Here is a 13,816-nt window from a genome sequence, read left to right as displayed (position 1 = left end):
AGTTAGTGTCCAAACTTAGGGGGTTAATCCGATATTTAAAAGACTTTATCTGGCATGATCAACATCACATAAGACAGATTGAGGAGCTTAAAAGAAGAGCTATGTGAGTATTTAAAAAAAGGATAGTGTACATAATATTTTGGTTCCTGGTGCTGGGTATGGGAGAAATACCAAGATGTTCTCTTCTTATTTTGAGGTTGATGGAATTGAGATATCTAGTTCAGCTATAGATCTAGCAAAAGAATGGGATTTAAAAACGAATTTTATTCAAGAATCGGTGTTAGAGTTTCGTACAAGCAAAAGGTATGATGGCATATATTGTTATGATTTATTACATTTATTTTTGTTAAAAGACCGAAAAAAACTGATACAGAATTGTGTGATGCATTTGAAGGAACAGGGAGTGATGTATTTTACGTGTTTTTCTGATCGCGATTTTAATAATGGTGTGGGTAGGAACGTTGAGGAAGGAACATATGAATACAAGAAAGGGAAATATGCTCACTTCTTTACTGAAGAAAATTTAATTAAACATTTTAATGATTTGAATATATTAGAAACTGGTTCCATAAGAGAATATCTGACACATGCAGAAAAACAACAAGAATATGAATTAAGATATATAGTTGTTCAAAAGATTGGATAGCTATTTAGGGGAAGTAATTTAGCAGACACATCCTACCGCTTAACTGCCGCATGTGGCAGCCGGACTGTTAGTCCTAAAGCGCTGGGACATCGTAAATACAGATCGTTATATGTAATTGGAAGCGAAGGGAATAAAAAAATGAGAATGCAAGACAAACCGATAGTAAGTATTATAGGCTTGGGATTATTTAGTCTGTCACTAGTGGTGCACATTTGTTTTAAATCAATAAGAACAATGGATGATGTAGGGATGGGTATATTATTGTCTCTAGTAAATGCCATATTTCTAGTCTTTCCATTGCTATGGGGAGTATTGGGTGCGGTAGAATTCTCAAGAATAATGAGTTGGAGTGAGAAAATAAAGACAAGAGAAGTGAACGAGGAAGTAGATTTAGATAAATACAAGAAAAAATATATCTATGTATAAACGTAATTTATTTATTGTTAGTTATATGTCAATTGGGTTATGTAATTTATAGATGGGATGAAGTGAACGTATAATAAATATAGCAATGTGATGGCTATTTTATAGATTTTCTGTAAATATATATACATAAACATAAACATAAACATTATGAGCAATAACCATAAGGGGAGAGCTAACATGACAAATAGAGAGGAAATGAATCCTAAAGTTGATGTGTATTTAGATAAAGTGAAAAAATGGCAGGAGGAAATGGAGAAGTTGAGAGCGATTATGCTCGATTGTCAGCTCATTGAAGAATTGAAGTGGGGTAAACCATGCTACATGTTTCAGAATAGTAACATAGCTATAATACAGGGATTTAAAGAACACTGTGCGCTTATGTTTTTCAAAGGTGCATTGTTAAAAGACCCCAATGGTATTCTAATTAAACCTGGGGAGGACACGCAGGCGGGGCGTCAGATTCGGTTCACGAATGTTGAAGAAATCGCGGAGATGGAAACCATCTTGAAAGCTTATATTAACGAAGCCATTGAAGTGGAAAAAGCTGGTTTGAAAGTGGATTTTAAAAAGAGTACAGAACTCATATTTCCTGAAGAACTTCAAGCTAAGTTAGATGAAAATCCTGCCTTGAAAGCTGCTTTTGCTGCATTGACGCCGGGACGACAAAGAGCATACGTTATGCATTTTTCTGCGCCCAAACAATCTAAAACTCGGGAGTCGAGGGTTGAAAAATGTATACAGGACATTCTCGCTGGAAAGGGATTAAATGATCGTTAAACTCGATGAGAAACCAAACACACTGCCATGAGCCTAAATCGCTTAAGGCAGTGTGTCTGTTTTTAGACCTGTATATCTGTTAAAAACGGATTATTCCTTTCCGGTCGCCACTGGATTTTCCTCATAGCTGATCCAATCGCTCCAGCTTCCCGGATAGAGTCTCACCTTACTAAATCCTGCCTCATTCAAGGCTAGAACATTCGGGCAGGCAGATACGCCTGATCCGCAATATACGATGATCTCAGCGTTCTGATCAAGGTCTGAGAAATGCTGTTTCAACTGCTCTGCATTTTTAAATGCACCCTTTTCGTCCAAGACCTCTTTCCAGAAGAAATTCACCGCACCAGGGATATGCCCCGCGGCTTGATCTATGGGTTCTTCCAGTCCCAGGTAGCGCGGCCGCTCTCTGGAGTCGACCAATATAGGTGAAAAACCGATATTGGAGCCAACTGGAACAGAAGCTTCGGATATACGTTGTACTTCTTGCATACTTGTGAGCATTTGTGGCTGAACATTTGCCACAAAGGTGGAGGGAATGCGAATCGGCTGATCTGCCGTAACGGGGAACTTCGCTTCCTTCCAAGCACTGTAGCCTTCTTCCAGCACATATACCTGCTCATGTCCGAGGTAGCGCAGTAGCCACCAGAAGCGGGAGGCCATCATACCCCCTTGGTCATCATAAGCAACGATGCGTGAAGCTGAGTTAATTCCGGTACGACTCAGACGTGCGGCAAGTGTATCCACATCGGGTAAGGGATGGCGCCCCCCATGCTCGCCAAGAGGAGCGGTGAGGTCTTCTTCCAAATCGAAGTGAACCGCCCCTGGGATATGGTCTTCATTAAATTCTTTCCGTCCAGCTCCAGCTTGTCCGAGCACGGAACGGCAGTCGGCAATGATTATGTCGGGCTCATACAATCGGGCCAGCAGCCAGCGTTTGGATACGATGGATTTCATAGAAGATTCCGCCTTCCTTTATTTAGCAGTAAATTTAATCCATTGAGTATGGTTTATGATAATGGGGTAATAAGCTAAGAGCTAGCCTTTAAGGGGTGCTCATTGTTAGGCATTTCACTTTGGTGGACAACTTGCTTTTTAAAGTCCGTTCCGTAGCGGATAAAAAACCATACGCCGAACAGGATGAAAAAGCCTGCACCAAATTGCAGGGTAGATAGCCTTTCCCCAAGCAGCACCCATGCCAGCAGGGAAGAAAAAACAGGCTCACCGAGTACCGCCATTGACACCGCGGTGGCGTTAATGTATTTGAGCAGCCAGTTAAACAGGTAATGTCCGAACAGTGTGGGTACAATCGCGAGCAGCAGGAACAGTCCCCATTCCCGTGGTGCATATCCAGTAAAAGGTATGGCATTGACCACATTATACAGCGCAAGCGATGTAGCAGCGATGATAAAAACCCAAAAGTTATAGACAAAAGCGCTCAAATGCTCGCGTAGATGCTTACCCATTAGCATATGGATCGAAACGGCTACCATACCCAAGAAGGACAGTGCATCTCCAAGTAGAGCTTGGCCCGAGACATGAAAATCCCCCGCGCCGATGGCCAGTGAGCCGATAAAGGCCAGACCCATTCCGAAGAGCATAGCGCGATTCGTGCCTGTCTGGAAAAACAAAAAAGAACCGAGCATGACAAGGATCGGTTCCAATGTCATAATAACGGTAGAGCTTGCAACGGTGGTCAGCCGCAGCAAGCCCATCCAAAGCAAGAAATGCAGCCCTAGCGCGATACCGGACCAGAGGATGAGCATCCACTGCTTGCGAGTAAGGTTAAATAGCTCGGTGCGGTATTTCCAGACCAATGGCAGCATGAGAAGATTGGTCAGGTACAGACGGTACATAGCGATGACGGACACCTCGGCTTCCGACCATCTTACGAAGATCGAGGAGAACGAAATAGCGACAATACCTATGATGTACAGTAATTCAAAGGACACTGACGATTTGTGTGCTTGATTCATATGCAGCTCCATCCGTATGGAGGGAATTCAGGCGTATTTGCTTCCTTCTTTGCTTCCTTCTTTGCTTCCTTCCATGGGTGTTTTGAAAAAGTGTTTTGAAAAGAGTATCTCGAAAATTAGGTTTAATAAAGCCTATTATACTGTACCTGACATTCCCGTGGTATCAGGATTTTGCAAAATCCTGAGAATATAATAAGCGGGAGCAGGAGGAAGGAATTTAAGTGTGCTGGTGCGTAGAACTTTTGCCGAACAAACTCGTCTATTATAGTGGAGGTGGACATTATGAAAAAACGCAACACATTTTCATTCATACTATTGACTGTAGTGGCAGTGCTGGCCCTGTCAGCCTGTGGAACGAAACCGCAAACTAATAACACCGCTCCTCAAGGGACAGACCAACCACAAACGCAACAGCCGCAAGTAAAACCGGAGCCAGTCGCAAAGCCAGAGGTCAAACAAGGCACAGGTGTATACAGTGGAGCTGCTGATCCGCATACGGTTGAAATCGAAATCAATGGCGAAGCCCAATCCTTCCAACTGGCTGACGGACTGGACACGGTAGTGGCCGGACTGAAGGAAGGCGATGCAGTGACGTTTGAATATAGTGAACAAGCTGTTGAGGACGACGCGACCGCGCAGCAGCTCATTTTAACTAAAATACAAAAAACAGAAGCTGCAACAGATGGCAATCAAAACGGTAGCTCTGGTCAACAAGTAGGTGGGGAACGCTCGAAAACGCAAGCTTTTGAGCTTACCCTTGAAGGCAAAAAGGAAACGCAGACAGCTACATTGGCACAGGGAGAGGGATATTCGCTGTATGTATTTGATCCGATGTCCCTGTTTCCCGATCAAAACCGCGTCGCCTTGGCGGTAGATGATAACTATTACGCTGAAATGACGAAGCTGCCCTCTGATTTTAATCTGGATGAGCTCCAGAAGAAAGGCGAACAGGGGTTGGCCTCCATCGGCAAGGTGAAAAAGCTGGACAAAGCAGATGTTCCTCAAGCGCTAACAAGCAGCCGCCTGTTCCTGCAAGCGAGTGGCTCGAAGGTTATACGACAATATATTGTCGTGGAAAATAAAACGGGTGGTTTCATTGTGAAAGTGAACATTCCGCGTGGGGAGTCTGCCGAGGGATTCGAATCCTTCATTTATACATCGTTGGAGAGCTTACAAGCTAATAAATAACCCTGATTTAAAGTTGGGTGGTCGCTGGCTTACATTAATGAATTTAAGGCAGTCGAGCGGCTGAAATTTGTTATTTTAGGTACTAGGTTAGCGCTCTGAAGGTCTAATCTGTAATTGCGAGACCTGCACTTTTGTGCTATAAAGGATGAGAGAATAAGATCATTCCGGCTTGCGTAGTCGTATGAGGCGATGAAGGAGTTGTTCGATTTATTATGTCCATCGAAATGAATACACAAGAAGTCATCAACGTGATTAAAAACAGCAAGAAAAAGACGCCTGTTAAAGTATATGTAAAAGGAGCTTTGGCTTCCGCTTCATTTGGCGAGAATGTGCAAGCTTTTATTTCCGGAGATAGTGGTGTGGTATTTGGCGATTGGGCAGACATCAAGCCTGTACTGGATAGCGTAAACGCTAAAGAAGAAGACTATGTGGTGGAAAATGACCGCCGCAACTCCGCTGTACCTATGCTGGATCTGAAGGGCATCAATGCTCGCATTGAGCCAGGCGCATATATTCGCGATATGGTCGGCATCGGTAATAACGCAGTCATTATGATGGGCGCCGTGATTAACATTGGCGTTACAATTGGTGAAGGCACCATGATAGATATGAATGCTGTACTTGGCGGTCGTGTTAAAGTAGGCAACATGTGCCACATCGGCGCAGGCGTTGTTCTTGCAGGTGTCATTGAGCCACCGTCCGCACAGCCTGTTATCGTAGAAGACGAAGTATTGATCGGTGCGAACTCGGTTGTACTGGAAGGCGTACGAATTGGTAAAGGTGCAGTTGTTGCAGCCGGAGCGGTTGTAACTGAAGATGTGCCTGCATACTCCGTAGTAGCTGGTACACCTGCTCGCGTAATCAAACAGGTCGACGATAAGACCAAATCTAAAACTGAGATTTTGAAAGAACTGCGCGTTCTGTAAGAAGGCAAAGTTTTTTATGTACCAAAGGTGAACGATTCCTTGTCAGAGACGAGATGTACTGACACACAACTTAGGGACGAAGCACAACGGACAAGGCTCGGCGGCTGCGCCGGGCTTTTGTCCTTTTGTTCTTTTGCCAGATAAGAGCTGATAGGCTAAAAAAGGAGGCGGAGCAGCGAAATGAGCACAGTCGATACTTTTGTTCAAATACGAAGGGATCTGCATCAAATTCCCGAACCGGGGTTTGAGGAATATAAAACACAACGATACTTGCTGGACTACTTGGAAACGCTCCCTCAAGAGCGGCTGGACATTCGTACATGGCGTACGGGCGTGTTAGTATTCATTCATGGAACGGCCCCCGAACGCCGCTATGGATATCGTTGTGACATGGATGGCTTACCGATTGAAGAAGAGACGGGTTACGAGTTTCGTTCGACCCATCCCGGCTACATGCATGCTTGCGGACACGATTTACATATGACGATTGGATTGGGAATTGTTACTCACTTTGCGAGCCACCCGATTAAGGACGACCTGGTTGTAATTTTTCAACCTGCTGAGGAAGGCCCGGGCGGAGCGTTGCCGATGCGCGATAGCGCAGAGCTGGCAGACTGGCTGCCGGATCAAATTGTCGCGCTGCATGTTGCACCCGAATATCCTGTGGGCACGATTGCGACTCGCCCGGGTATCTTATTTGCCAATACATCGGAGCTTTTCATCGACCTGAAGGGTACGGGAGGGCATGCTGCGTATCCACACAAGGCGAATGATATGGTAGTAGCTGCTTGTCAGCTGGTGGGACAGCTACAAACGATTGTAGCCCGTAATGTGAATCCGCTGGATGCAGCAGTTGTTACCGTTGGTAAGGTTAGCGGTGGCACGAAGCAGAATATTATCGCGGAAACCGCCCGTTTGGAGGGTACGATCCGAACGCTGTCAGCCGATACGATGAAGCTGGTTAAATCGCGGATTGAAGCACTGGTACGTGGTATAGAAGCTGGATTTGAATGCCAGGCGGAGATTCATTATGGCTCCAATTATTTGCAAGTGTATAATGAAGCCAAGGTAACCGAGGAATTCATGAGTTGGGTCAGTAATCGGCAGGATGTGCAGCTCATTGAATGCGGAGAAGCGATGACGGGAGAGGATTTCGGGTATTTTCTGGAGCGAATTCCGGGTCTGATGTTCTGGCTTGGCGTTGATACGCCCTATGGCTTGCACCATGCCAAGCTGGCGCCTGCAGAGGAAGCGATCGGTGTGGCCATTCGTGTGCTGACAGACTATTTTACATGGAAGTCTCAAGGGTAAATGGTACGGCCTGAATAATTATGTTTAATGAACAGAATAAAATGGAATGAAGTCGAATCTTTGAAGGAGGGTGTTATGGGAGAGCAAAACATCATCCGATTTGAACGGGTGACCAAGCAATATGACAACGATCCCCCAGTGCTGGCTGACGTCAGCTTTGAGATTGAGCGTGGTAAATTTTATACACTGCTAGGGCCTTCCGGCTGTGGTAAAACGACGATTCTGCGTATGATTGCAGGTTTTGCGGAGCCGACAGAAGGCTCTATTTATTTAAATGGAAAACTCATTAATCGTGTTCCAGCCAATGAGCGGCAGGTCAATACGGTTTTTCAGGATTATGCGCTATTTCCGCATCTCAATGTGTTTGAAAATGTAGCCTTTGGTCTGCGGATCAAAAAGATGAACAAAAAGGACATTCAGGAGAAGGTGACACAGGCATTGTCCTTCGTCAATCTGGAAGGCTACGGCGAACGGGAAATTTCCGAGATGTCCGGGGGACAGCGTCAGCGTGTAGCCATTGCACGGGCTATCGTCAATGAACCAGATGTTCTCTTGTTGGATGAACCATTGTCTGCACTGGATTTAAAGCTGCGTACAGAAATGCAGTATATTTTGCGCGAAATGCAGCAGCGCCTTGGAATTACTTTTATTTTCGTTACGCATGATCAGGAGGAAGCGCTGGCCATGTCGGACGAAATTTTTGTCATGAACAAAGGCAAAATCGAGCAGAGTGGTACGCCAAATGATATCTATGATGAGCCGATTAATCGGTTTGTTGCTGATTTTATCGGCGAATCCAATATTGTCCCTGGGCGTATGATTGCAGATTATCAGGTGGAATTCAACGGTCGACAGTTTGAGTGTGTAGATGGTGGGCTGCGTCCGAATGAACCGATTGAAATTGTGATCCGGCCAGAGGACTTGGAGATTACCAGTGTTGCTGAAGGCAAGCTGCGTGTAAAGGTGGATACCCAATTGTTCCGTGGGGTCCACTATGAAATAAGCTGCTATGATGATTCAGGACAGGAGTGGCTGGTGCATTCTACCAAAAAGGCGGAGCTGGGCAGTGAAATCGGCCTGCATTTTGATCCGGAAGCGATCCATGTGATGCGCTTTGGGGAAACGGAGGAAGAATTTGACCGGCGCCTGGAGGCCTATGAAGAGGTGGATCAGCATGTCCGGTAATACAAGAGCGGCGTTTCTGCTGCCTTATTATTTATGGATTGTGCTGTTCGTGGCGGCTCCGGTTGTGCTTGTGTTTTACTATTCACTATTTGATGTAGACGGTCATTTCACATTCAGCAACTATGCACAGTTTCTGACACCCGTTTATTTGAGCATGACGCTCAGCTCGTTTTGGTATGCATTTTTGATTACGGTATTTTCGCTCCTGGTGGCTTATCCGGCGGCGTATTTACTCACACGAACCAAGCATAAGCAGCTGTGGCTATTGCTCATTATTTTGCCGACATGGATTAACTTGCTGCTCAAAACGTATGCCTTCATCGGGATATTCGGTACCTATGGCCCGGTGAATGCTATATTAGGTATGGTTGGATTGGGGGGGCAGCAATTACTGTTTACCAGCTCCAGCTTTGTGTTTGTGTCGGTTTATATTTTTGTGCCCTTTATGATTTTGCCTATCTTTAACGCATTGGAAGGGTTAAACCCTTCACTGCTGGACGCTGCGCGTGATTTGGGAGCCTCCAAATGGACGGCGTTTCGCCGAGTTGTTTTCCCGTTAACGCTTTCTGGTGTGCGATCCGGATGTATGGCGGTGTTCATTCCTGCGCTGTCATTGTTTATGATTACCCGACTGATCGCAGGCAACCGGGTTATTACTCTGGGAACGGCAATAGAGCAGCATTTTCTGGTTACACAGGACTGGGGGATGGGCTCCACGGTGGCTGTGTTCCTGATTTTGGCGATGGCGATCATTATGCTGATCACCTCGGGGACGAAGCGGAGGGTGCGACATGGCAAATAAAAGTCGATTCGGGAATTTGTATTTGGTGATCGTTTTTCTCGTGTTGTACGCCCCCATTTTGTACCTGATGTACTATTCCTTCAACAGCGGTGGGACAATGCACGAGTTTGAAGGTTTTACCCTTCAATACTATAAAGAGGTGTTTGCAGATACTCGCCTGATCATTATTGTCATTAACACCTTGGTGATTGCGTTGCTGTCGTCTGCATTGGCTACGATTATTGGCATTATGGGTGCGCTGGCTATTCATCAGATGCAGAATCGTCGAGTCAAAAATACGTTGCTGTCACTCAACAATGTGCTGATTGTGAACCCGGATGTCATTATTGGCGCATCCTTCCTCATTTTGTTCACGATGGTTGGGATTAAGCTGGGCTTCTACTCGGTCTTGTTGTCTCATATTGCATTCAGTGTGCCGATTGCAGTCATTATGATTTTGCCGCGGCTTCAGGAAATGAGTCCATCCCTGGTCGATGCAGCACGTGATTTGGGTGCCAGTCGGCTGGATGTGCTGACCAAGGTGATTTTGCCCTTTATCAAGCCAGGGATTTATGCGGGCTTTTTTATGGCGCTAACGTATTCTCTGGATGATTTTGCGGTGACCTTTTTTGTGACAGGCAGTGGCTATTCGACCCTATCGGTGGAAATTTACTCGCGTGCCCGTCAAGGGGTTTCCTTGTCCATCAATGCGCTGTCCACGCTCATTTTCCTGTTTACGGTGCTGCTGGTGGTGGGTTACTACTTTATTATGCGCAAGGCGAATCGTAACGGTAAAAAAGAGCCTGCGGCGGAAATGGGGATGCCTAGATGAAGTCGCTTGTGCGCGTGTTTCTGTCGATTTTCATTATCTCGTTTAGCCTGATGGGGGTGGCGGCCTGGCTTAATTCCAGTCAAGGCTACTCCGGTGGCAACACATTGACGGTATACAACTGGGGAGACTACATTGACCCTGATCTGTTGGAACGGTTCCAGAAGGAGACGGGGATTACCGTCATTTATCAGACATTTGATTCTAATGAGGCGATGCTGACGAAAATCGAGCAGGGTGGAACTTCGTTTGATGTAGCGGTTCCTTCGGAGTATGCTCTGGCCAAAATGAAGCAGGAGCATCTGTTGCTTCCGCTGGATCACAGCAAGCTGCCAAATTTGAAGCATGTGGATGCTCATTTTCTGAATCTTTCGTTCGATCCGAATAACCAATATTCGGTTCCGTATTTTTGGGGGACGGTCGGGATTGTGTTTAACCCGGAGCTGACGAAAGGCATTGATTTTCATAGCTGGGACGGTCTGTGGAATCCGAAGCTGCGTAATAACCTGCTGCTGGTTGATGGAGCTAGGGAGATTATGGGCATGTCGCTGAACAGTCTCCACTATTCCTTGAACGATACAAATGAGGCACATTTGCAGCAGGCTTTGACGAAGCTGGAGAAACTGGCGCCCAATGTCAAAGCGGTTGTCGGTGACGAGATTAAAATGCTGCTGGCCAATGAGGAAGCTGCTGCGGGGGTTGTATGGTCCGGGGATGCGTCCGAAATCATGAACCAGAACGACAAGCTGGATTACATCGTGCCTGATGAAGGCTCCAACCTGTGGTTTGATAACATGGTTATTCCAAAAACAGCTACCCATGTGGATGCAGCCCATAAGTTCATCAATTTTATGATGCAGCCCGATGTAGCTGCTCAAAATGCCGAGTTTGTAGGCTACTCAACACCAAACCAAGATGGGAAAAAGCTGTTGCCTGCAGATATTTCTGGCGATGAGCGCTTCTATCCTCCGTCCGAAATTACGGATAAGCTGGAGGTATACGATAATCTCGGCAAGCGGATGCTGGCTCACTATAATGAATTGTTCCTGCAATTCAAAATGCATTTAAAGTAGGGAGTGGCGCGTGGATTCAAGGTTTGTGGATTAAAGGCCGCTGCAGTGGCGGATGGTGCTTCCCATCGCTGTTAAATTCCGATTTTTATGATTGGATGTATAAAGGTGAAAATCGGAATTTAAAGGCGACCGCTTACGCTTGTCCAGCACCATTCCGCCTCCTCCGCTGCGCCGTGCTTAAAGGTGCGCACCCATGAACCCCACGCCGACGGTGAGGGAGTAGTCGGAAAACGAACAGGCTCTTGAATCTCCCGGTAGGAGGAGATTCAAGAGCCTGTTTTATTTTTACTCACCGCGCAAAGGTGAGTATTGTTTTTAACCCTAGCTGCTCCACACACGTTAGACAACTTGTGGGACTTTAAGGCGGGCAGTAAGCGAAGCGGGCCATTTGAATCTGAAGAAGCGAGAGCGTTCGCCTTTGCAGGGGGATTCTTACCGTTGAATAATTTAAATAATCCAAGAATCCCCCTGCAACAGCGATCGGAAGATCAAATGGACCGCGAAGCGCTTCCTCCCACCTTAACTCCCCACAACTCCTTTAACAAACCTCTCTATTTTATCCAGCCCTTGCTCCAGTACGTCCTGTCCGTAAGCGTAGGACAAACGGATGTATCCCTCGCCATAGGAAGAAAAGGCATCTCCTGGCACGACGGCCACTCCATGCTCTTCCAGCAGCTTCAAGGTAAAATCCATTGAGCTTAAGCCAAAATGGGCGATGGAAGGGAAAAGGTAAAAGGCCCCCTCTGGTTTTTCGAGTGGAATGCCCATGTCGGTTAGCCTTCCGTGAACATAGTCACGGCGTTTGCGATATTCCTCACGCATCGGGAGTGCATCGTCCACACCGACGGTCAGGGCTTCCAGCGCAGCATACTGGCTGATCGAGCTGGCACAGGTCACGTTGTACTGATGAACCTTAACCATATGCTGTGTAATCTCAGCGGGTGCAAGCGTAAAACCAATACGCCAGCCCGTCATGGAGTGTGATTTGGACAGACCGTTGATGACGATGGTGCGTTCCCGCATATCTGGAAGAACTGCAATGGATACATGTGGTGTATCGTAAATCAGTTCGCTGTATATTTCATCCGAAATGATAAATAGATCGCGTTCCTTCAGCAAATTGGCGACCTCTTCCAGTTCTTCACGGCTCATCACTCGCCCGGTCGGATTCGAAGGATAGCCAAGGATGACTGCTTTCGTCCGCTCGGTCAAATAAGGCTCCAGCACCTCGGCGGTGAGCTTGAAGCCGCTGCTGCGGGTATCGGCAAACACTGGAACGCCGCCTGACAAACGGATCAATGGCTCGTAACCAGGGTAAATGGGCACAGGCAAAATGACTTCATCGCCAGGTGACAAAAGGGTGCGCAGGGTAATATCCAGCGCTTCACTGGCTCCGTTGGTCACGATAACCTCATCCTGTCCACGGTAACTCAGCCCGTATTTACGGGCTACAAACGCTGCTGCGGCTTCCCTTAATTCGGGTAGTCCGGGATTAGGCGTATAGGAGGTGCGCCCTTCGTTAATCGCCCGATGGGCGGCTTCCATAATATGCGCAGGGGTAGGGAAATCCGGCTGTCCAATCGTTAAGGACAGGGTTCCGGGCAATGCGGCAACCTTATTGGCAATTTTACGGATGCCGCTAATTTGAATGTTTTTAACCTGCTCGTTAAGCAAATGCTCCATAGCGTATGTGCCACCTTTTTCTGTATTAGAACAAGTTTACAATAATATGATCTGATTATGCTACGGCAAGAAGAATTCATTTTTACAAAATTAAGGTACTGAATTGACTAATTTATGGTATCTTAAAAGATGAAATATGAATTGTAAGCGTAATCACAGAAAAAAAGGGAAGGAGAGCATCTTTTGATGAAACAAGTATACATAGAAAAAATGTTATCCATAAAATTAAAAAGGCTTGGACTTACAGGGCTCAGTGCAATACTGGTGCTTTCGGTAGGAACGGGATGGTTATCTAGTGGAAAGGCTAAGGCAGAGCCTGCACTTTTGCTGGAAAAGGAAGCGCAGATATTACCCTCAACTGTTGGGACCAGTGTATATGCTGATGTCTATTTGCCTAAAAAGCTTCGTATCCACGACATTCAGGGAGCAGCCCACCGTTCACCTTATGAGGGACAAAAGGTAACGGATGTTGAAGGGATTGTTACGATGGTGAAGGGAAGCAGTTTCTATATTCAAGCGGCGGATGATCAAATAGATCAGGATGAAAAAACAGCCGAGGCCATTTTAGTGTACAAGCCTGGCAACGGTGTACAGGTTGGGGATGAGGTACGGGTTAGCGGCTCAGTGAAGGAATACACAGAAAGAACCTACGCCAGTAAACCAATTGACCTAACGACTACGGAAATAGTGGCCTCTTCGGTTGCGGTTACTGCCAAGGACCGTTCACTGCCAGCTCCAATCTTGCTTGGACAACAGGGACGTGTCATGCCGACATCTGTTGTGGATAATGACGGAATGACGTTGTTTGATCCGCAGGAGGATGGCTTGGATTTTTTCGAAAGTTTGGAAGCCATGCGTGTCGAGTTGAACGATGCTACTGTGATTGGCCCTTACGGCTATGAAATTCCAGTCCGAATTGATAACGGTCCGAACACTGGTGAGGTAGTGACGGAGACTGGCGGACTCATGCTGACCGAAAGAAGTCAGAATCCACAACGAATTCTGATTGATGCAAAGC

General features: G+C 46.4%; 13 protein-coding genes and 1 pseudogene. 11 read left to right on the top strand and 3 right to left on the bottom strand.

Features of this window, described 5'->3' with window-relative positions:
- Positions 1-139 precede the first annotated feature (139 nt).
- The 3 genes from L693_RS0101795 (at position 140) to L693_RS0101785 (ending at position 1,849) form a co-directional block, all read left to right on the top strand.
- Entirely contained in the window at positions 140-646 is a 507-nt protein-coding gene (locus L693_RS0101795) for a class I SAM-dependent methyltransferase (protein ID WP_269320813.1), read from the top strand.
- 138 nt (positions 647-784) lie between these two features.
- Positions 785-1,072 (top strand): hypothetical protein, encoded by a 288-nt coding sequence (locus L693_RS0101790; RefSeq protein WP_025715798.1) that lies wholly within the window; start codon positions 785-787, stop codon positions 1,070-1,072.
- 177 nt (positions 1,073-1,249) lie between these two features.
- Entirely contained in the window at positions 1,250-1,849 is a 600-nt protein-coding gene (locus L693_RS0101785) for a YdeI/OmpD-associated family protein (protein WP_025715797.1), read from the top strand.
- Between the two features lie 90 nt (positions 1,850-1,939).
- On the opposite strand, the gene L693_RS0101780 is transcribed toward L693_RS0101785, so the two are convergent.
- Both L693_RS0101780 and L693_RS0101775 read right to left on the bottom strand, forming a co-directional pair.
- Positions 1,940-2,803 (bottom strand): sulfurtransferase, encoded by an 864-nt coding sequence (locus L693_RS0101780; RefSeq protein WP_025715796.1) that lies wholly within the window; start codon positions 2,801-2,803, stop codon positions 1,940-1,942.
- A gap of 74 nt (positions 2,804-2,877) precedes the next feature.
- Positions 2,878-3,822, bottom strand: a complete 945-nt coding sequence (locus L693_RS0101775) for a DMT family transporter (protein WP_025715795.1) — start codon at positions 3,820-3,822, stop codon at positions 2,878-2,880.
- 282 nt (positions 3,823-4,104) lie between these two features.
- Between L693_RS0101775 and L693_RS0101770 the strand changes: the two genes are divergently transcribed.
- From L693_RS0101770 to L693_RS0101740, 7 genes are all read left to right on the top strand, one after another.
- On the top strand, positions 4,105-5,010 hold the full coding sequence (locus L693_RS0101770) for a hypothetical protein (RefSeq protein WP_025715794.1): 906 nt from the start codon (positions 4,105-4,107) through the stop codon (positions 5,008-5,010).
- Between the two features lie 212 nt (positions 5,011-5,222).
- The gene (gene dapD, locus L693_RS0101765; protein WP_025715793.1) at positions 5,223-5,936 is read left to right on the top strand and encodes a 2,3,4,5-tetrahydropyridine-2,6-dicarboxylate N-acetyltransferase; all 714 of its coding nucleotides are present in this window, start codon (positions 5,223-5,225) and stop codon (positions 5,934-5,936) included.
- 180 nt (positions 5,937-6,116) lie between these two features.
- Positions 6,117-7,247 (top strand): N-acetyldiaminopimelate deacetylase, encoded by a 1,131-nt coding sequence (locus L693_RS0101760; RefSeq protein ID WP_025715792.1) that lies wholly within the window; start codon positions 6,117-6,119, stop codon positions 7,245-7,247.
- A gap of 75 nt (positions 7,248-7,322) precedes the next feature.
- The gene (locus L693_RS0101755) at positions 7,323-8,432 is read left to right on the top strand and encodes an ABC transporter ATP-binding protein (RefSeq protein ID WP_025715791.1); all 1,110 of its coding nucleotides are present in this window, start codon (positions 7,323-7,325) and stop codon (positions 8,430-8,432) included.
- Positions 8,422-9,234 (top strand): ABC transporter permease, encoded by an 813-nt coding sequence (locus L693_RS0101750; protein ID WP_025715790.1) that lies wholly within the window; start codon positions 8,422-8,424, stop codon positions 9,232-9,234. The genes L693_RS0101755 and L693_RS0101750 overlap by 11 nt, the downstream gene beginning before the upstream one ends.
- Positions 9,224-10,045, top strand: a complete 822-nt coding sequence (locus L693_RS0101745; RefSeq protein WP_025715789.1) for an ABC transporter permease — start codon at positions 9,224-9,226, stop codon at positions 10,043-10,045. The genes L693_RS0101750 and L693_RS0101745 overlap by 11 nt, the downstream gene beginning before the upstream one ends.
- Positions 10,042-11,115, top strand: a complete 1,074-nt coding sequence (locus L693_RS0101740) for an ABC transporter substrate-binding protein (RefSeq protein WP_025715788.1) — start codon at positions 10,042-10,044, stop codon at positions 11,113-11,115. The genes L693_RS0101745 and L693_RS0101740 overlap by 4 nt, the downstream gene beginning before the upstream one ends.
- A gap of 519 nt (positions 11,116-11,634) precedes the next feature.
- On the opposite strand, the gene L693_RS0101730 is transcribed toward L693_RS0101740, so the two are convergent.
- Positions 11,635-12,798, bottom strand: coding sequence for an aminotransferase A (locus L693_RS0101730; protein WP_025715787.1), 1,164 nt, complete (start codon positions 12,796-12,798; stop codon positions 11,635-11,637).
- A 186-nt stretch (positions 12,799-12,984) separates the two neighbouring features.
- On the opposite strand from L693_RS0101730, the pseudogene L693_RS27555 reads away from it, so the two are divergent.
- A pseudogene (locus L693_RS27555) lies at positions 12,985-13,816 on the top strand (hypothetical protein); the annotation flags it as partial.

Source organism: Paenibacillus sp. 1-18 (assembly GCF_000520755.1).
In the GTDB taxonomy this organism is placed as follows: domain Bacteria; phylum Bacillota; class Bacilli; order Paenibacillales; family Paenibacillaceae; genus Paenibacillus; species Paenibacillus brasilensis.
The sequence above is the reverse complement of the archived record's forward strand: the minus strand, read 5'-3'. Positions and strand labels throughout refer to the sequence as shown.